The sequence below is a fragment of the Mycobacterium sp. Dal123C01 genome, from assembly GCF_052566995.1.
Window position 1 is genome coordinate 495913 of sequence record NZ_CP199580.1, and the last position, 18488, is coordinate 514400.

The following is an 18488-nucleotide window of genomic DNA, read 5'->3' on the forward strand; positions in this document are numbered from 1 at the left end:
TCCGCGGGTTACCGGGGCGCGGGCACCAACGCCAATTGACGGGACTGGACGACGAGTCGGCCCAGGCTGTCGACGACGATGTGGTCCTCATCGAACCAGTCGTGCCCGATCTCCAAGCAAGTGCAGATCACGCGCAACCAGCCGTCGGCGGGCAGGGCCCGAAGGAAGGCGGTGAGCTGAATCGTGGGCGCCCAGCCGGTGCGCTCCACGGCGAACGTCACCGGTGCCGATAGATCCCCGCACATCAGCGCAAAAAGCGCGTCAGGAGCAACACCACGTGGCCGTGCCCACATCTGCAGCACCGGGGGTCGCCCGTCGGTGCTGGGGGCGAGCGTCGACAGCAGTGGCCGGACATCGCACCCTTCGCCCAGATGCACCAGGCCGGCCAGCGGGCGGCCAGGCCCGATCGGTTCGATGTCGTCGGGCGGTTCTGGCGCCATCAGACCCACGACCGGGTTCGCGGACAGCAGCGGCGAAGTGTCGCCGCCCGGCGGAAAGTGCTCCGGCTCGCCGAGGTTGACCACGGCGTGGACGGCGGTGCGACCGCCCTGGACGAGTTCGACGTCGACGACGCTGATCCGACGGCCGCGCTTGCGGATCGACGTCACCAATTGCACTTCCCCCGGATCGGGCGCCCACAGATAGCTCGCCGACACCGCCACCGGTTCGAGGCCGGCCGAGGACCCGCCGCATGCGGTACGTGCGGCGTTGGCACACAGCGCCAGCATCGCGCCGCCGTGCACCTTGGGCCCGATGGTCCAGTGCTTGTTCAGCTCTCCCTCGAATACACCCGGATCGACCTCCCGCAAGGTCATTGCGGTGGTGAATAACGCAGTCATGGTCTCCTGAGGGGTAGCGGGACGGTCAGCGCATCAGATGCGTGCGGGCAAACTGCAACGATTCGGCGAGCATGGCTTCGCGCTCGTTGGCTGAGCGTGCGGTTGACGTGGACACCTCGAGGATGACGTGGCCGGCGAAGTGGCTGGCGGCCAGCATCTGACACACCTCGGCGGTGGGTTGGGTGCCACGCCCGGGCACCAGGTGCTCGTCGGCGGGCAGGCCGCTGCCGTCGCACAGGTGCAGATGCACCAGCCCCGCGCCCATCTGCTGCGCCATGTCCAGCGCGTCGGTGCCTGCGGTCGAGGTATGCGACAGATCCAGCGTGTAGTGCGCGTGGTTGCCGTCCAGTGGGTCGTAGGACGGCGCGAACGCCGAGATCGCCGGTCCTGGGCCACCGCCGCGCCTGCGCATCCGTTCCCGCGACTGGTCGGACCCGAAAAACCGGTCGGCCCGGAACGGGAACATGTTCTCCACGGCGACCATCACGTCACTGGACGCCTCGAGGGCCGTCACCTGTTCGGAGAATCCCTCGGCGTAGCGCCGTTGCCAGCGGAACGGCGGATGCACGACGACCGTCTGCGCGCCGAGTTCCTCGGCGGCCCGCACGCTGCGTTCCAGTTTGGGAACCGGGTTGGAACCCCACACCCGCTGCGAAATCAGCAAGCAGGGAGCGTGCACCGAGAGCACCGGCACGCGATAGCGCTGCGACAGCTTCTTAACGGCCTCGACGTCCTGGCTGACCGTCTCGCTCCAGACCATCAGCTCGACCCCGTCGTAGCCGAGCCTGGCCGCATACTCGAACGCGGCCTCGGCCCTCAACGGATAGACCGAGGCCGTGGACAGGCCGACTTTGATTGCTGGGCGCACTGTTCGTGGGTGACGCCTAGCCGGTTTGCATGGATAGGGCCAGCGGTCCCAAGGTGATCAGCGCCCCGACGGCCACCGCGATCAGCGTGCTCGCGATGTCCTCGGTTTTGCGGACCACCCGCACCCCGGCCACCAGGCCGAGGATGACCAGTACCGACAGCACCAGCGCCACCAGGCTGTTCCACCGCCACAGCTGGTCAAACGCGATGAACAGCCCGGCGCCGAATGCGACGGCGAGGATCGACTGCAGCACGATCAAGCTGCCGCGCCACAGCGCCTCGAGTTTGCCGGGCGCCGCGTGGGCCTCCCTGGGCTGGCCCGCAGGCGGGGCCTCAACGTGGGCGTGGTCCCGCTCAGGTGCTGCAGTCAGCGAGCTTGCGTCGGCTCCACCTCGCTCGTCGCTGCGCCGTCGAGCCACCTCATCGGCGAGGGTCTGACCGCCGAACAGAGTCGAATCCGAAGATTGCAGGTAGGACCGCACGTAGGCGGAATCCTCGGTCGCGAGTTCGGCTTCGCGCACGTCGGAGTCCATGACGTCCACCGGGATGTCGGCGTATTGCTCCAGCGGATCCGGACTCATGTGCTCGGCACCGGACGGCGACGGCGGCCGGCTGGCGGACTCCGGTTGCTCGGCTTCTCCTGCGTCAGACCGGCGCGTGGGCCGCGGGTAAGCGCTGCGCTCGGGCCCCAAGTGGGGCGCCGGAGGTGACGACTTGGGCCAACGCGGCTCCGATTCAGACCAGTACGCCGTCGTGGGCCGGTCTTCGTCGGCTGGTTCGGCGGCGGCGGGTTCCGAGACCGGTTCGGGGTGCTCTTCCAGCTCGGGTTCGGCAACGTGGACCGACCTGGTGGCCTGACGCTCTGTCGCGCCGTGCTCGGCGTCGTCGCGGATGATCGGAATTTCGCCGGTCAGCTCGGCGACGGTGACTGCGTCGCTATCGCCGCGCCGGCGGCGGCGCCGTCGGGTGACCGCCGGGGCGCCCAGGGTTCCATTCCTGGCCAGCAGTTCGGCCACCGAGATGGGCCGAGTGCCGGGGCTCTCGGTCTCGGAATGTGGTCCGGTCATGGTTTGTCGCCTCTCGATCGGTTGGTGTTCCGATCAACTCCGTGACCTCCAGCATTGCGCACCGAAGTCTCTACGAGGGCGGTTCCGTCGGCTTCGCTGTCGAGCTTGCGCAAGATGAGACCTTCCCGTAACGCCCACGGGCAGATATCTACCGTTTCTATCGACAGCGCTCTCATACTCGCCTCCGCCACCAGAGCGCCCGCCACGATCTGCGGCGCTCGCTCGGCACTGACTCCTTCCAATTCGGCCCTGTCAGCGGTGGTCATCCTAGAGATGAAAGATATGAGTTGCCTAAGCCCGTTGGCGGTCAGGGTTCTCTTCACCCGTGGTCCGGCGGCCGACGGCGCCGCACCGGTGAGCCGCGCCAACGAGCGGAAAGTCTTCGAGGTCGCCACCGCGAGGTCCGGGGCGCCGGCTTCGAGCACGGCCACACCGGCGTCGGACAGCTCGGCGTCCAGCCAATCGCGCAGCATCCCCACCCGGCGCCGCCCCGGCGGATCGTCGGGTAGCCACTCGCGGGTCAACCGCCCGGCGCCCAGCGGCAGCGACATGGCCACTTCGGGTTCCTCGTCGACACCGCTGGACAGCTCCAGCGAGCCGCCGCCGATGTCGAGGTTGATGATTCGCCCGGCGCTCCACCCGTACCAGCGGCGCACCGCCAGGAAGGTCAGCCGCGACTCGTCCACCCCCGTCAGGACTTGCAGCTCGACGCCGGTCTCTTTGCGCACCCGGCTCAGCACGTCGTCGGAATTCTCGGCGTCGCGGACCGCGGAGGTGGCAAAGGCCATCAGCTGCGCGCAACCGGAGCTGACCGCGATCTTGGCGAACTCGTCGATCGTGGAGATCAGCTTTTCAGCGCCGCGCTTGGTGATCTTGCCCGAGTTGTCGGTGGCCTCGGCCAATCGCAAGGTGGCCTTCGTCGAACTCATCGGCGTCGGATGCCCGCCGCGATGGGCATCGACCACCAGCAGATGGACCGTATTGCTACCCACGTCAAGCACGCCTAATCGCACGAAAACAACCTAGCGGGACGACCATGCGGTTCGGGTTGCGCCCCGCTGGGGAGCACAACATTGCGATGTCGCGGACAGCAATCTTTAGACGATTCGGGATCCGCTCATCCACGACCGCGCGGGCGGGAGTGTCAGCGGGTCAAACAACACGAATTTTGGTCTAACGTTGCATCCGTGGCGAATTCGCACCCCGAGCCCGGGCAGGAAGTTGAATTGGATTTTGCCCGTGAATGGGTGGAATTCTTCGATCCGGACAATCCGGAGCACCTGATCGCGGCCGACCTCACTTGGCTGCTCTCCCGCTGGACGTGTGTGTTCGGCACGCCGGCCTGCCGCGGTACGGTGGCGGGCCGCCCGGACGACGGGTGTTGCTCGCACGGCGCATTCCTGTCCGACGACGACGACCGCGCCCACCTGGACGACGCGGTCAAACAACTCACCGACGACGACTGGCAATTCCGCGAAAAAGGTTTGGGCCGCAAGGGTTACCTCGAACTCGACGAGCACGAAGGCCAACCCCAGTACCGCACCCGCAAATACAAGCAGGCGTGCATCTTCTTGAACCGGCCCGGCTTTGCCGGCGGTGTTGGCTGCGCCCTGCACAGCAAAGCCCTCAAACTGGGCGTCCCGCCGCTGACGATGAAACCCGAGGTCTGCTGGCAGCTGCCGATCCGGCGCAGCCAGGAGTGGGTGACCCGGCCCGACGGCACCGAAATCCTCAAGACCTGGATCACCGAATTCGATCGCCGCGGCTGGGGCTCCGGTGGTGCCGACTTGCATTGGTATTGCACCGGCGATCCGGCCGCCCATGTCGGCGCCAAGCCGGTGTGGGAGAGCCTGGCCGACGAACTCACCGAGCTACTCGGCTCCAAGGCCTACTCCGAACTGGCGGCAATGTGCAAGCGCCGCAGCCAATTAGGGCTCATCGCCGTGCACCCCGCCACCCGCATCGCCGAGTAGCCGGGCCGCCCAACCCCAGGTGCACCAGTGGACAACGACGCACGATCTGCGGCGGCCCCACGCTGGAAGGGCGGCGCCGGGCGCCTGGAAGTCTGGTACGCAACCCTGTCGGATCCGCTGACTCGTGCCGGCCTGTGGATTCACGGCGAGACGGTCGCGCCCACTCACGACCCCAGCCCCTACGCACATGGCTGGGTGACCTGGTTTCCGCCTGACGGCCCACCGCGCACCGAACGGTTCGGCCCCGAGCCCATCCATCCCGCGGTGGGTGCGGCCTGGTTCGACACCGGGGGCGTACGGGTGGGGCCCGAAGGGCTGACCGGGCGGGCCGGGGCGCTCGCCTGGGATCTGTCCTGGACGGACACCGGCGCGCCGCTGTGGACCTTTCCCCGCGTGGCGTGGGAACGCGAGCTGCTCCCCGGCGCGCAGGTGGTGGTCGCGCCGACCGCTGACTTCACCGGGTCGCTGACGGTCGACGACACCGGTCATCGCGTCGAGGCCTGGCGCGGCGCCGTCGCCCACATCTACGGGCATGGCAACGCCAAGCGCTGGGGGTGGATCCATGCCGACCTCGGCGACGGCGACGTCCTGGAGGTGGTCACCGCGGTGTCGCACAAGCCGGGACTGCGCAGGCTTGCGCCGATGGCGTTCATTCGCTTCCGTATCGGCGGAAAGGATTGGCCTGCAAGCCCTTTGCCGTCGCTCCGAATGCGCACAACGCTTGGTCTGCCGCACTGGCAATTGACGGGACGCATCGGGGAGCGCGACGTGTTCATCGGGGTCGATCAGCCCCCAGAAAGGTGCGTGAGTCTGCGATACACCGATCCCGACGGGGCCACCGCGGTGTGCACCAACACCGAGCAGGCCGACATTCACATCGAGATCAGCCATCGCGAGCATCGCACCCGGGTCGTCGACCACAGCTGGTCAGTACTCGGTACCGGGCATGCCGAGGTCGGTTTGCGTTAGGCGAGTGTGCGTCAGGGGCGCTGGCGGTGCGTCAGGGCGGCGAGTGTGCGTCAGGGGCGGGATAAAGCCGAAATTCCCGCCCTCAATGCACAATCGGCGCCCAGGACGCACGCTCAATTTCCGGCCGTTGGCTCCTCATCGTCCGCGTCGGCACTTCCGCGGCGCCCAGTCACCATTCCCATCAGGCCATCGTGGAACTTGCGCCACCGCGGCCTGCTTACCGCGCCGTCGACGGTGCCAGCCGGTGGCAAAAGCGGGGTGCGTTCGGCCTCAGAGCCGGCCGCCGTCCAGCTTGGGGGCACCGACAACGAACCGAGCGAGCCCGCCTTGCCAAAGCCAGGTGCTTCGACGTCAATTTCGAGGAAGCGCTGCAACGACTCGGATTTCTTATGGTCCTGTGCGCCACCTTTTTCCACGATCTGGTCACCCTAGCGCGGCCGAGGCTGTGGCTGCCGCCGACACGAACTCCGAGAGCGCCTCGGCATTCAGCTGGGGCTGGATTCCTGCCGTGCCCGCCAGGCCCGGCGTGCTCGCCAGCGGAGTAAGAAGCCCCAACCCGGACGCCGTCGGCGTGGCCGCGGGAACCACCGGAACGAAGATGCCGGTAGTGACGGCCCCGGTGTTGATGGCCGTGACGACGCCGCCGGCACCGGTGACGGTGACGCCGGAGCCGGCGGTGATGGTGCTGTCGGCAACGGTGACCGAGCCGCTCGCGACGGTGAAGGTACCGCTCTCGATCGTGGCGGTGCCGGAATTCAATATAAAGCTCGAACCGGCGTTGAAGGTGAAGGTGAAGCCGTTTTGGATAACGATGGTGGTGGTGACGGCGGTGATCTTGGTCGGGGTGTCGACGACAGTGACGATGCCGCCGCTGCCGATGGTGACGGTAACGCCGGCGTCGACGGTGACGGTGCTGCCCGGTCCGACCGAAATTGTGCCGCCCGGCCCGACGGGACTGCTATTGGCGGCGGTCGAGGCCATCTGAAGGACGGATTGGGTACGGGCGCTGGTGGTATTGCCCGTGGCCTGGGCGACCGCGCGGGCCTGATCAGCCTGCCCTGACTGGTTGGTGGTCCGGGGCGGTTCGTCAAAGGGTTGCAGCGTGCTCGCCGGCATGGAATCGGCTGCGTAGCCGTACATTGCGATGGCGTCTTGGACCCACATCTCCGTGTACTGGGCCTCGGTGGCCGCGATCGCCGGTGTGTTCTGCCCCAGGAAATTGGTGGCGATCAGCGCCATCAACTGCGCCCGGTTGGCCGCGACCAGCGGCGGGGGCACCGTCATCGCGAACGTCGCCTGGTAGGCCGCGGCGGCGGTGTAGGCCTGGGCGGCGGCCTGGGCGGCTTGGACCGCACTGAGCTGCAGCCACGCCGTAAACGGTGCGGCCGCGGCCGTCATCATCACCGATGACGGGCCAATCCACGCCTGGCCGGTCAGTCCGGAGACTTCAGAGGAGTAGCCGCTCGCGGTGGACTCGAGTTCGGCGGCCACCGCATCCCAGCCCGCAGCGGCGGCCAGCATCGGCCCGGCCCCGGGACCGGTGTACATCAACCCCGAGTTGACCTCCGGCGGCAGCAAAGCAAAGTCCATGTCCCACAGCCCTTTCCCCGCAGTTGACGTGCGATCGCCGGCCGGATAGGCCCCGCATCCGTAACTGACACACGCGTCAAATAACACTCACATAGAACCGCAGCCGCACGGCAAAGTCACTAGCATTAAATGTGACGAGGGTCACATTGACCGAGCTCAGCGGTTTCAACTAAAGACACAGGGCCACAACGGCTTTGCGGCTCGGCGGGGCGTTTGCTAAGCGTGTGCGTCAGCAAACAGCCGAAGCCGCGCCAGCAAAGGCGCCTGGCGAAAGGCGGCAAGAGTCGGGGCTCCTTGCCCGGCGTCGGGTGTGCATCCTTGGCGTTGAGCGTGTGCTCCGAGGGGCAGAGCGCCGGAATTCCCTCCCTCTGAACACAATCGGCTCCCTGAGTTCAGCTACAGCGAACTAGCCCTCGAGCTTGTAGCGTGGCCCCGCAGGCGGTTGACGTGGACGTCCAGTGCCTGGGGTGTTCGCCGACGTAGTCCGCGCCCCAGGCCCAATCGATCAGCTGCCCGCGGGTGAGCACGCGTCCACTGTTACGCATCAGGTATTCGAGTAGGTCGAATTGCTTGAGCGGCAAGGTAATTACGTCATCGTTGACCGACACGACGTGCCGAATACGGCGTGGCCACATCGTCGTCCGCGCAAAATTTCCAAGCCGACCACCGTGAACACTTGAAGAGGTTCTGCCACGCCCACCCGTCGTCGATCTCGACGACTGGGCATCGGCCGCCGATTTCATGACTCACGGTATGGCGGTCATACCGCCGAATCGGATATGGTATGTCGGCCATGCCAGCAATCGTCGTATTGGGAAATAGCTCATGGAGTTAACCGCATTTCTGTGTAACCACGCCGAGGCGCAAAACAACTTGTTGTACGTCCTGGGGGCCGGCATCGATCGGGCTATCATCCCTGCCGGACGCTCAGGACCCTTTAATATCGCATTCAGCCTCGGCATCATCGTTGAGGTCCCGTGGACGGCGACCAACGAGGAGCACACAGTCACCGTCGAATTGGAGGACGCGGACGGGCACCCGGTCGAGTTCCACAGGGGCCCAGACGAACGCGAGCCGTTCCGCGCCCAATTTCAATTCACCGTCGGCCGGCCGCGCCACCTTGAGGATGGCGAGACCCAGTCAGTTGTTTTTGCCGTCAACGTTCCCGTACTTCCGTTAGAGAAACTAGGGTCATACGTCTTCACCATTGGCATCGACGAGGCCGTCCTGCGCCGTCTGCACTACCGGCTGATTGGGCAGCCCGGTGTGACGGCTACGGGAACCGGTGTGACCACTAAGGGAAATTGGCCAACGGGATTCAGCAGCTAGCCGTCATAGCTGTTGGGCATCAGGTATCCCAGTAGGTCGAATTCCTTGAGCGGCAACGTGATTGCGTCACGCGCCGAATAGGGCCGGGTCACATAGTCGTCGGGCGCCGCTGCGCCGGCCGGAGTTGTCGAGGCGGGATCCGCCAAGCAGCCACTGGCCGATACCACGCAGCGGCGGGCCGCTCAGTCGCCCTCTGGGTGTTTTCGCGCGGCTCCCGGTGTTGGATTCTCGTCGTTATTCGCTTCGCCGCTGTCGTCTGTGTCGGCCTTGTTGCGGTCGGTCGCATCCAAAGGGGTGCCGCTCCCAGTCATCGTTGCCATCAGCGCCGCCTGAAACGCGTGGCCCGGTGGCCTACCTACGACGTCGGCCGGGGCATCGCTGCTAGCAGATTCAGAAGAAGAGACCGGTTCGACCGGCGAGGCGGCCATCGCCCAGCCCGGCGGCACCGACAACGACCCGAGCGAGGCCGCGTTGCCCACGCCCGCAGACGGAACGCCAGATGAGGTCCGCCGCGGCCCCAGCGACTGGCGGTGCGAATTACCCTCTGTCCCAGTACTTGCCACGATGTCCCCACCCCGCCCGGCGGGCGCTAGTTAGCACCGGATGACCGAAAACCAACAGCCCATCTACAATTCAGATCCTCATTCGAGCACAAGTAGATTGACGGGCAGAGTGGGAACGTTCTGCAGATCGTTCTCGACATCCGATATGGCGTAATCTAATTGAGCGAAAGCGCGATCCAATGAGTCGTCGACATCTAGCTCAGGAATTCCCCGGTTGTCCTCCGTTCCCGAGTCTCCCTGAATTCCCGAAAGTCCCGAAAGACCCGAGTTTCCCGCCAGGCTCGACGCACCCAACGCCTCGCCAAGCCCACCGGGCACCGGAACCGGCGCCGTACCCGGGGCGATGGTGACCGGCCCGATGATGCCCGCGGAGGTATAGCTCCCGCCGGGGCCCACGGTCACGAGCTCGCCGGGGCCCACGGTCAGGGCGCCGCCGGTATTGATGGGGACGGTACCGCCGGCATCCACCATCAGAGTGCTGCCGGTGTCGACGAGGAGAGTGCCGCCGGTATTAATGGTGACGGTGCCCCCGGAGCTGACGGTGACGATGCCACTGTCGGTGAGCACGCCACCGGGGCCGATGGTGAGGGTGCCGCTGTCGGTCAGCGCGCCGTCGACGCTGACGGTCAGGCTGCCACCGTCGGTCAGGCTGCCGCCGACGTTGACGGTCAGGGTGCCGCCGTCAGTCAAGCTGCCGCCAACGTTGACGGTCACGGTGCCGCTGTCAGTCACGGTGCCGCCAGCATTGACGGCCACGGTGCCGCCATCGGTGAGCAGGCCCCCGGAGTCGACGCTGACCGCGCCGCCGGAGTCCACGCTCAGGGTGCCGCCGGTGTTGACGGTGACGGTGCCGCTGTCGGTCAGGGTGCCCCCAGTGCTGACCGTCAACGAGCCGCTGTCGGCACCGGCGGTGCCGATGTTGAGCTGACCGGTGGAGCCGACGTCGATGGTGCTGCCCGTCAGGGTGACGCCGGTGCTGGAGCTGATATTGACGGTGCCGTTGTCGGTCAACGTCACCCCGGAGCCCAGGGTCAGGGTGCCGCTATCGGTCAGGACACCACCAGAGTTGACAGTGACGGTGCCGGCGTCGGTCAGGGTGCCACCCGAGTTGATAGTGACGGTGCCGCTGTCGGTCAGGACGCCCCCGGTGCTGACCGTCAGCGAGCCGCTGTTCGCGCCAGCGGTGCCGATGTTGAGCTGACCGGTGGAACCCACGTTGATGGTGCTGCCCGTCAGGGTCACACCGGTGCTGGAGCTGATATTGACGGTGCCGTTGTCGGTCAACGTCACGCCGGAGCCCAGGGTCAGGGTGCCGCTATCGGTCAGGACACCACCAGAATTGACCGTGACCGTGCCGGCGTCGGTCAGGGTGCCACCGGTGTTGATGGTGACCGTGCCGGCGTCGGTCAGGGTGCCGCCGGTGCTGATGGTGACCGTGCCGGCGTCGGTCAGGACGCCCCCGGTGCTGACAGTCAGCGAGCCGCTGTCGGTCAGGACACCACCAGAATTGACCGTGACCGTGCCGGCGTCGGTCAGGGTGCCACCGGTGTCGATGGTGACCGTGCCGGCGTCGGTCAGGGTGCCGCCGGTGCTGACCGTGACGGTGCCGCTATCGGTCAGGGTGCCACCCGAGCTGACCGTGACAGTGCCGGCGTCGGTCAGGGTGCCGCCGGTGTTGATGGTGACGGTGCCGCTATCGGTCAGGAGGCCACCCGAGCTGACCGTGACCGTGCCGCTATCGGTCAGGGTGCCACCCGAGCTGACCGTGACAGTGCCGGCGTCGGTCAGGGTGCCGCCGGTGCTGACCGTGACGGTGCCGCTATCGGTCAGGACGCCACCCGAGCTGACCGTGACCGTGCCGGCGTCGGTCAGGACGCCACCCGAGCTGACCGTGACCGTGCCGGCGTCGGTCAGGGTGCCACCCGAGCTGACCGTGACCGTGCCGGCGTCGGTCAGGGTGCCACCCGAGCTGACCGTGACCGTGCCGGCGTCGGTCAGGGTGCCACCCGAGCTGACGGTCAGAATGCCGCTATCGGTCAAGGTATGACCGGTGCTGATGGTCACGGAGCCGCTGTCGGTCAGGGTGCCGCCCGAGCTGACCGTGACCGTGCCGGCGTCGGTCAGGGTGCCGCCGGAGTTGACGGTCAGCGCGCCGCTGGAGCTGACGTTGAGGGTGCCCAAGTCGCTCACGACGCCGCCGGAGTTGACGGTGACGGTGCCGCTATCGGTCAGGATGCCGCCGGTGTCGATGATGACGGTGCCGCTGTCAGTCAGGACGCCGCCCGAGTTGATGGTGACGGTGCCGCTGTCGGTCAGGGTGCCACCAACGGTCAGGGTGCCGGTATCACCCGTAGTGGTGGTGCTGACGGTGAGCGTGCCGCCGTGCAAGACCGTGATCGCGCCGGAGTCGGTCACCGTGCCGCCAGAGCTCACCAACATGGTGCCGTTGTCGGTGAACACACCGCCGGAGCTGATGGCCAGGGTGCCGCTGTTGTTGACGTTAAAGCTGCCGTTAAAGATCACGGTGCCGCCATTGTCGACAACCAGCGTGCCGGAGTCGGTGATCGTGCCCTGGCTGCTGAGAAGGAAGCCAGCGTTGTCGACGGTGAAGGTGCCGCCAGGGTCGATGGTCAGGGTGCCATTGAGACCGACCGAGAATGTGTTGGCGTCGTTGACAACCCCGCCGCTTTCCACGTTCACCGCGCCGAAGTCCGACAGGACATAGTTGACGTTGAGGGTGCCGGGGTCGGTGAGGGTGCCGCCGACGTTGAGGGTGCCGCCGGCGTTGACGAAAAAGCTGCCGTTATCGGTGAGGGTGCCGCCGGCGTTGACGGTGATCGTGCCCGCGTCGTTCAGAATGTTGCTCACGGTGAGGCTGCCCGTGTCGGTGCCACCCTGGCTCACGGTGAGCGTGCCGCCACTGTTGACGGCTAAGTGGCCAGCGTCGGACAAAGTGCCGCCGCCGGTCACCGTGAGGCTGCCGGTGTCACCGGTAGTCGTGGTGCTCACGGTGAGCGTGCCACTGGAGTTGACGGTCAGGGTGCCGCTGTCGGTCAGGGTGCCACCCGAGCTGACCGTGACCGTGCCGCTATCGGTCAGGGTGCCGCCGGTGTTGATGGTGACCGTGCCGCTGTCGGTCAGTACGCCACCGGTGCTGACGGTCAGCGAGCCGCTGTCGGTCAGGGTGCCACCCGAGCTGACCGTGACCGTGCCGCTATCGGTCAGGGTGACACCGGTGTTGATGGTGACCGTGCCGGCGTCGGTCAGGACGCCACCGGTGCTGACAGTCAGCGAGCCGCTGTCGGTCAGGACACCACCAGAGTTGACAGTGACGGCGCCGGCGTCGGTCAGGGTGCCACCGGTGTTGATGGTGACGGTGCCGCTGTCGGTCAGGACGCCCCCAGTGCTGACCGTCAGCGAGCCGCTGTTGGCGCCAGCGGTGCCGATGTTGAGCTGACCGGTGGAACCCACGTTGATGGTGCTGCCCGTCAGGGTCACACCGGTGCTGGAGCTGATATTGACGGTGCCGTTGTCGGTCAACGTCACCCCGGAGCCCAGGGTCAGGGTGCCGCTATCGGTCAGGACACCACCAGAATTGACCGTGACCGTGCCGCTGTCGGCCAGGACGCCACCGGAGCTGACCGTCAGCGAGCCGCTGTCGGTCAGGGTGCCACCCGCGTTGACAGTCAGCGAGCCGCTGTCGGTCAGGACACCGCCAGAATTGACCGTGACCGTGCCGGCGTCGGTCAGGGTGCCACCCGGGTTGATGGTGACAGTGCCGCTGTCAGTGAGCAGGCCACCGGAGTTGACCGTCAGCGAGCCGCTGTTGGGGGCAAAGGTGCCGATGTTGAGCTGACCGGTGGAGCCCACGTCGATGGTGCTGCCTGTCAGGGTCACACCGGTGCTGGAGCTGATGTTGACGGTGCCGTTGTCGGTCAACGTCACGCCGGAGCCCAGGGTCAGGGTGCCGCTATCGGTCAGGGTGCCACCGGCGTTGACGGTCAGCGAGCCGCTGTCGGTCAGGGTGCCGCCGGAGCCCACCGTCAGGGTCCCGCTGTGGGCGGTGGCGGTGCCCACCGTGACGGTGCCACTGTCCGTCATGTTGCCACCCACAAAGACGCTGCCGGTGTCGGTCAGGGTGCCACCGGCGCTGACGGTCAGGGTGCTGCTGCTGTCCACGACATTCAGCTGGCCGTTGACGGTCACGGTGCCGGCGTCGGTCAGCGTGCCACCCGAAGAGATGAGCAGCGCGCCGTTGTCGGTCAGGGTGCCACCACCATTGACGGTGATGGCGCCGGACTCAGACCAGAGGCCACTGTTGATCAGGGTGCCGCTGTTGGCGGTGGCGGTGCCCACCGTGACGGTGCCACTGTCCATCACGTGAGCACTCGAGCCGAAGACCACGGTGCCGGTGTCGGTGAGGATCCCGCCGGAACTGACAGTCAGGGTGCCGCTGTTGGTCAGGATCCCGCCGGAACTGACGGTCAGGGTGCCGCTGTCGGTCAGGATCCCGCCGGAACCGACGGTCAGGGTGCCGCTGTCGGTCAGGACCCCGCCGACACTGATGTCGAGGGTGTCGTTGACGGTGACGATCTCGCCGGCGTTGATGGTGATGGTGCCGCTGTCGGTGACGAGCCCGCCGGCGTTGATGGTGAGGGTGTCGTTGACGGTGAGCAGGCCGCCGGAGTTGATGACAAGGTGGCCGCCGGCCTGGATTGTGGTTCCGCCAACTGGGAGGTCGTAGGCGAAGCCCGTTGGGATGGTGAAGGTTTGGCCGGGGGTAATGACGCTCGGGAGGGTTGGATCGATGTAGGTGACGCCGTTGATGGTGACGGTGGGATGGGCAATCGAGCTGAGCTGGTCGGCGGCGGCGGTCGAGCCGAGCTGCTGGGTCGCGGCGGGCGCAGCCGCCTGCTGGGTCGCGGCGGTCGAGCTGAGCTGCTGGGTCGCGGCGGGCGCGGCCGCCTGCTGGGTCGCGGCGGGCGCGGCCGCCTGCTGGGTCGCGGCGGGTGCGGCCGCCTGCTGGGTCGTCGCGGCCGGCGAGGTCAGCTGCTGGGTCGCGGCCGGCGCAGCCTGCTGAGACGCGGCCGGCGCAGCCGCCTGCTGGGTCGTCGCGGCCGGCGAGGTCAGCTGCTGGGTCGCGGCCGGCGCCGCCTGCTGAGACGCGGCGGTCGAGCTGAGCTGCTGGGTTGCGGCAGGCGCAGCCTGCTGAGACGCGGCCGTCGAGCTGAGCTGCTGGGTCCCGGCGGTCGAGCTGAGCTGCTGGGTGACAGCCGGCGAGGTCAGCTGTTGGGCGGCCGCGGGTGAGGTCAGCTGCTGCGTCTCCGCCGTCGAGGCCAACTGCTGGGTGGCGGCGGGCGCTGCCGCCTGCTGGGTGACAGCCGGCGAGGTCAGCTGCTGCGTCTCCGCCGTCGAGGCCAGCTGTTGGGTGGCGGCGGGTGAGCTGAGCTGCGTCAAGGATTGGACGCGGGCGCTCGTGGCGTTGCCGACGGACTGGGCCACCGCGCCGGCCTGGTCACCCTGCGCGGACGGGTTGGTGGTCCGCGGCGGCTCACCAAACGGGGACAGGGTGCTCGCGGCCGCCGAAGCACCGGCGTAGCCATACATCGCGGCAGCGTCTTGGGCCCACATCTCCATGTACAGGGCTTCGGTGGCCATAATCGCCGGGGTGTTCTGCCCCAAGAAATTGGTCGCGATCAACGCCATCAACTGCGCCCGGTTGGCCGCGATCACCGGCGGGGGCACCGTCATCGCAAACGCCGCCTCATAGGCCGCCGCCGCCACATAGGCCTGGGCACCGGTCTGCGCGGCCTGAGCGCCGGTCGCGGACAGCCACGCCACATAGGGTGCGGCGGCCGCCGCCATCAGCATCGACGTCGGGCCAAACCACAGGGCGTTCAGCCCCGTAAGCACCGAGGAATAGCCACTCGCGGTGGACTCCAGCGAGGCCGCCAGCGCGTCCCAACCCGCCGCACCCGCCAGCATCGGCCCCACCCCGGGGCCGGTATACATCAACCCGGAGTTAACCTCTGGCGCTAGCGACCCGAAGTCCATGGCCTTCACCTACAGCAGGGTCATGACTCGTCAACATGGCGGGAGAACGCCTCCACTCACTCCGTTGCCGGGACACCGTCAGCCAGACGCCGTCCCGTGAAGCGACTGACGGTTGCGCAACAGCTGTCAGGTGCCCCAGGGGCGACTCATAGCCATGTAATAGCGGCCTACAGTACTAACAAAAGCCACCGCTAACAAGCTATTAGTTTGATAATCCGCTGCGAACATTACCGCCGGTATTCGCCCTGGCCCTGGCCTCGTCGGCGCGCCAGCTCGGTCCGGCCAGGTGAGTACCGCGACAGGTACATGCCAACCGATCAGATGATGCACAAAATTCGGTTATCCGTGCGCCATGCGACCATTGTCGAATCGGCAGAGGACCCCAGCAGGGCTCTCACCGACTCAGTTAGCTAGCCCTCGAGCTTGTAGCCCAGCCCGCGAACCGTCACCAGGTGGACCGGGTTGGCGGGATCGCCTTCGATCTTGGATCGCAGGCGCTTGACGTGGACGTCCAGTGTCTTGGTGTCGCCCACGTAGTCCGCGCCCCAGACCCGATCGATCAGCTGCCCGCGGGTGAGCACGCGTCCACTGTTGCGCATCAGGTATTCGAGCAGGTCGAATTCCTTGAGCGGCAAGGTAATTGCATCACCGTTGACCGACACGACGTGCCGCTCGACGTCCATCCGTACCGGACCGGACTCCAATACGCCGTCGCTGATTTCGGAGTCGTCGTCGCCGCCGCGGCGAAGCACCGCCCGGATACGGGCGATTAACTCACGTGCCGAATAGGGTTTGGTCACATAGTCATCGGCACCGAGCTCCAAGCCGACCACCTTGTCGATCTCGCTGTCCCGCGCCGTCACCATGATCACCGGCACGCTGGAGCGAGCGCGCAGCTGCTTGCACACGTCGGTACCGGACATGCCCGGCAGCATCAGATCGAGGAGCACGATGTCCGCGCCGGCCCGATCAAACTCGCTGAGCGCCGCTTGCCCATCGGTCACTACCGTGGCTTCGAAGCCCTCTTTGCGGAGGAGAAAGGCCAGCGGATCGGCAAGCGACTCCTCGTCTTCCACGATCAGCACACTGGTCATCGACTTAATTCTTCCTCTCGTTGGGACCTGTTGGGCCGCACCTCGCGAGCCCGGGGTTGCTCAGGTTCTTCGTCGCTATCGCTGTCCTGATGAGCCGGGATGGACAACGTAAACGTCGAACCGGTTCCCGGCTTGCTCCACACACCGATGCTGCCGTCGTGGTTGGCCGCAACGTGTTTGACGATCGCCAGCCCCAGCCCACTGCCGCCGGTGGCTCGCGAACGCGCCTTGTCCCCCCGGAAGAACCGCTCGAAGACCCGCTCCTGGTCTTCCAGAGCAATCCCGATACCGCGGTCGGTGACCGCGATCTCGATGTTGTCGCCACGACGGCGACGGCTGATCGACACCGGTGAACCCGGCGGTGAATAGGCGATCGCATTGGAGACCAGATTGGCCAATGCGGTCACCAGCAGCGTTTGGTCCCCGAGCACCTGCAGGCCGGAGGGCGAGTCGGTCCGGAGCTCGATCTTGGCGTTGTCAGCGGCCACCTTGTGGCGCGCAATCGCCTCGGACACAACGCTATCGACCTCAACGTCGGTGACATTGGGCAACCGCTCGGCGCCTTGCAGCCGGGACAACTCGATGAGCTCGGCGACCATGTCCCCCAGCCGGTTGGCCTCGATCAGCACCTTCTCGGCGAACCGGCGCACGGTTTCGGAGTCGTCCGCCGACGCCAGCAGGGCCTCGGCGAGCAGCGCCATGGCACCGACCGGGGTCTTGAGCTCGTGGCTGACGTTGGCCACGAAGTCACGCCGGGTGGCCTCCATGCGGGCATAGTCGGACTGGTCGTGGACGAACACCACCGCGAACCGGCGGTCCTCTTCACTGAGCAGTCGGGCCTGCCCGTGCACCGATATCCCGGAGCGGCCGGCGGCCCCGCGCTTGCCGGGCTGTAGGTCGAACTCGGCGTCGTCACCGCTGAGCGCCTGCTGCGCCGCTTGCCAGGCCTGGTCATCGAGCTGCCGATCGCGTACCAGGCCCAATTCCCTGGCGCGCTCGTTGAGGTAGACGACGTCGCGATGTGAATCCACCACCGCGGCGCCCAGTGGCATCAAGGTGACGATGCGTTGCAGCATCTGCGCCACGGTGATCCCGGTCGATTCGGTGGTCACTCGCTGGCGGCGTCGCACGGCACGCGCGGACAACCGAGCGCCGACCGCTATTCCGACGGCCAGCGCCAGCACGGACAAGACCCCGGCCAGCAACAGTGCCGAGAACACAGTCACGTCTAAATCCTACAAATCTGGTGAACGCTGCCCTAGCGGAACGAGGCCAAATTCGGACAAGTCACAACTTGCGCTACAGGTGTTCGGCTGTCGTTCATGCGAAGTTTGGCCAACGGGCCTTTCCCGCACAAGAGCGACGGTCGCCGGCCGCTGGCCGAAGCCTACCGGGCACCCTGGCTGGCTACCGCCGCGGCACCGGCGGCGGCCGCCTCCGGGTCCAGGTAGGTACCGCCCGGCACCACCGGGCGCAGGTCGGCGTCCAGGTCGTAGCGCAGCGGAATGCCGGTCGGAATGTTCAGCTCGGAGATCTCGTCGTCGGATACCTGGTCGAGGTGCTTGACCAGGGCGCGCAACGAGTTGCCGTGCGCGACGATCAGCACCGTCTTGCCGAAGCGCAAATCCGGGACGATGACGTCGGTGAAATACGGCAGAAAACGGACCACCACATCGGCCAGGCATTCGGTGAGCGGGCCGCCGCTGATATCGGCATAACGCGGGTCGGTGTCCTGGCTGAACTCGCTGCCCTTCTCGATCGGCGGCGGCGGGGTGTCGTAGCTGCGCCGCCAGGCCATGAACTGGTCGTCGCCGTAGCGGGCCTTGGTTTCGGCCTTGTCCAGACCCTGAAGCGCACCGTAGTGGCGTTCGTTGAGCCGCCAGCTGCGGTGTACGGGGAGCCACAGCCGATCAGCGGCGTCCAACGCCAGGTGCGCGGTGCTGATCGCGCGTCGCAGCAACGAGGTGTAGAGCACGTCGGGCAATAGGTTGTGTTCGATCAGCAGCTCACCGCTGCGAACCGCTTCGGCCCGGCCCTTTTCGGTGAGGCCGACGTCGACCCATCCGGTGAACAGGTTCAGCGAGTTCCATTCGCTTTCGCCGTGGCGAAGCAGCACCAGCGTGGCAGTGTCACCCATGCGCGT

The 18488-nt window shown here is 66.8% G+C and carries 14 protein-coding genes and 2 pseudogenes; 3 read left to right on the top strand and 13 right to left on the bottom strand.

The window, feature by feature from the left end; all coding sequences use genetic code 11:
- Positions 1-8 precede the first annotated feature (8 nt).
- Genes ACTXG5_RS02410 through ACTXG5_RS02425 form a run of 4 tightly spaced genes read right to left on the bottom strand, consistent with a single transcriptional unit; the run spans position 9 to position 3786 of the window.
- Positions 9-839 (bottom strand): thioesterase family protein, encoded by an 831-nt coding sequence (locus tag ACTXG5_RS02410; protein WP_445162177.1) that lies wholly within the window; start codon positions 837-839, stop codon positions 9-11.
- Positions 840-864: 25 nt separating this feature from the next.
- Complete coding sequence (locus tag ACTXG5_RS02415) at positions 865-1707, bottom strand: sugar phosphate isomerase/epimerase family protein (protein ID WP_445162178.1); 843 nt, start codon at positions 1705-1707, stop codon at positions 865-867.
- A gap of 16 nt (positions 1708-1723) precedes the next feature.
- Positions 1724-2773, bottom strand: a complete 1050-nt coding sequence (locus tag ACTXG5_RS02420) for a hypothetical protein (RefSeq protein WP_445162179.1) — start codon at positions 2771-2773, stop codon at positions 1724-1726.
- The gene (locus ACTXG5_RS02425) at positions 2770-3786 is read right to left on the bottom strand and encodes a Ppx/GppA family phosphatase (RefSeq protein ID WP_313861364.1); all 1017 of its coding nucleotides are present in this window, start codon (positions 3784-3786) and stop codon (positions 2770-2772) included. The genes ACTXG5_RS02420 and ACTXG5_RS02425 overlap by 4 nt, the downstream gene beginning before the upstream one ends.
- A gap of 174 nt (positions 3787-3960) precedes the next feature.
- Here ACTXG5_RS02425 and ACTXG5_RS02430 point away from each other — a divergent pair, with 174 nt between their 5' ends.
- Together ACTXG5_RS02430 and ACTXG5_RS02435 are read left to right on the top strand one after the other, a co-directional pair.
- Positions 3961-4746 (top strand): hypothetical protein, encoded by a 786-nt coding sequence (locus ACTXG5_RS02430; RefSeq protein WP_445162180.1) that lies wholly within the window; start codon positions 3961-3963, stop codon positions 4744-4746.
- A gap of 27 nt (positions 4747-4773) precedes the next feature.
- Positions 4774-5715 (top strand): hypothetical protein, encoded by a 942-nt coding sequence (locus tag ACTXG5_RS02435; protein WP_445162181.1) that lies wholly within the window; start codon positions 4774-4776, stop codon positions 5713-5715.
- Between the two features lie 113 nt (positions 5716-5828).
- On the opposite strand, the gene ACTXG5_RS02440 is transcribed toward ACTXG5_RS02435, so the two are convergent.
- The 3 genes and pseudogenes from ACTXG5_RS02440 to ACTXG5_RS02450 all read right to left on the bottom strand — a co-directional run.
- Complete coding sequence (locus ACTXG5_RS02440) at positions 5829-6131, bottom strand: PE/PPE C-terminal domain-containing protein (RefSeq protein WP_445162182.1); 303 nt, start codon at positions 6129-6131, stop codon at positions 5829-5831.
- A gap of 7 nt (positions 6132-6138) precedes the next feature.
- On the bottom strand, positions 6139-7305 hold the full coding sequence (locus tag ACTXG5_RS02445) for a PPE family protein (protein ID WP_445162183.1): 1167 nt from the start codon (positions 7303-7305) through the stop codon (positions 6139-6141).
- 396 nt (positions 7306-7701) lie between these two features.
- Positions 7702-7922: pseudogene (locus tag ACTXG5_RS02450) on the bottom strand (winged helix-turn-helix domain-containing protein); the annotation flags it as partial.
- A gap of 208 nt (positions 7923-8130) precedes the next feature.
- On the opposite strand from ACTXG5_RS02450, the gene ACTXG5_RS02455 reads away from it, so the two are divergent.
- Positions 8131-8634: a DUF6941 family protein gene (locus ACTXG5_RS02455; protein WP_445162184.1), complete on the top strand. Its 504-nt coding sequence runs from the start codon at positions 8131-8133 to the stop codon at positions 8632-8634.
- 8 nt (positions 8635-8642) lie between these two features.
- Here the strand turns inward: ACTXG5_RS02455 and ACTXG5_RS02460 are convergent.
- The 6 genes and pseudogenes from ACTXG5_RS02460 to ACTXG5_RS02485 all read right to left on the bottom strand — a co-directional run.
- Positions 8643-8735: pseudogene (locus ACTXG5_RS02460) on the bottom strand (hypothetical protein); the annotation flags it as partial.
- 81 nt (positions 8736-8816) lie between these two features.
- On the bottom strand, positions 8817-9113 hold the full coding sequence (locus ACTXG5_RS02465) for a PPE family protein, SVP subgroup (RefSeq protein ID WP_445162185.1): 297 nt from the start codon (positions 9111-9113) through the stop codon (positions 8817-8819).
- A 162-nt stretch (positions 9114-9275) separates the two neighbouring features.
- On the bottom strand, positions 9276-15260 hold the full coding sequence (locus ACTXG5_RS02470; protein WP_445164630.1) for a PPE family protein: 5985 nt from the start codon (positions 15258-15260) through the stop codon (positions 9276-9278).
- Between the two features lie 401 nt (positions 15261-15661).
- Entirely contained in the window at positions 15662-16345 is a 684-nt protein-coding gene (gene regX, locus ACTXG5_RS02475) for a two-component sensory transduction protein RegX (protein WP_445162186.1), read from the bottom strand.
- A complete protein-coding gene (locus ACTXG5_RS02480) occupies positions 16342-17571 on the bottom strand; it encodes a sensor histidine kinase (protein ID WP_445162187.1) in 1230 nt (409 codons plus the stop codon). Before ACTXG5_RS02480 ends, regX begins: the two co-directional genes overlap by 4 nt.
- A gap of 161 nt (positions 17572-17732) precedes the next feature.
- Positions 17733-18482 (bottom strand): phosphoglyceromutase, encoded by a 750-nt coding sequence (locus tag ACTXG5_RS02485; RefSeq protein WP_445162188.1) that lies wholly within the window; start codon positions 18480-18482, stop codon positions 17733-17735.
- Between the last annotated feature and the right edge of the window lie 6 nt (positions 18483-18488).

Excerpts from the sequence above, each read along its gene's own strand:
- ACTXG5_RS02410 (WP_445162177.1), bottom strand. The coding sequence starts at position 839 with ATGACTGCGTTATTCACCACCGCAATGACCTTGCGGGAGGTCGATCCG.
- ACTXG5_RS02420 (WP_445162179.1), bottom strand. The coding sequence starts at position 2,773 with ATGACCGGACCACATTCCGAGACCGAGAGCCCCGGCACTCGGCCCATC.
- ACTXG5_RS02445 (WP_445162183.1), bottom strand. The coding sequence starts at position 7,305 with ATGGACTTTGCTTTGCTGCCGCCGGAGGTCAACTCGGGGTTGATGTAC.
- ACTXG5_RS02455 (WP_445162184.1), top strand. The coding sequence starts at position 8,131 with ATGGAGTTAACCGCATTTCTGTGTAACCACGCCGAGGCGCAAAACAAC.
- regX (WP_445162186.1), bottom strand. The coding sequence starts at position 16,345 with ATGACCAGTGTGCTGATCGTGGAAGACGAGGAGTCGCTTGCCGATCCG.
- ACTXG5_RS02485 (WP_445162188.1), bottom strand. The coding sequence starts at position 18,482 with ATGGGTGACACTGCCACGCTGGTGCTGCTTCGCCACGGCGAAAGCGAA.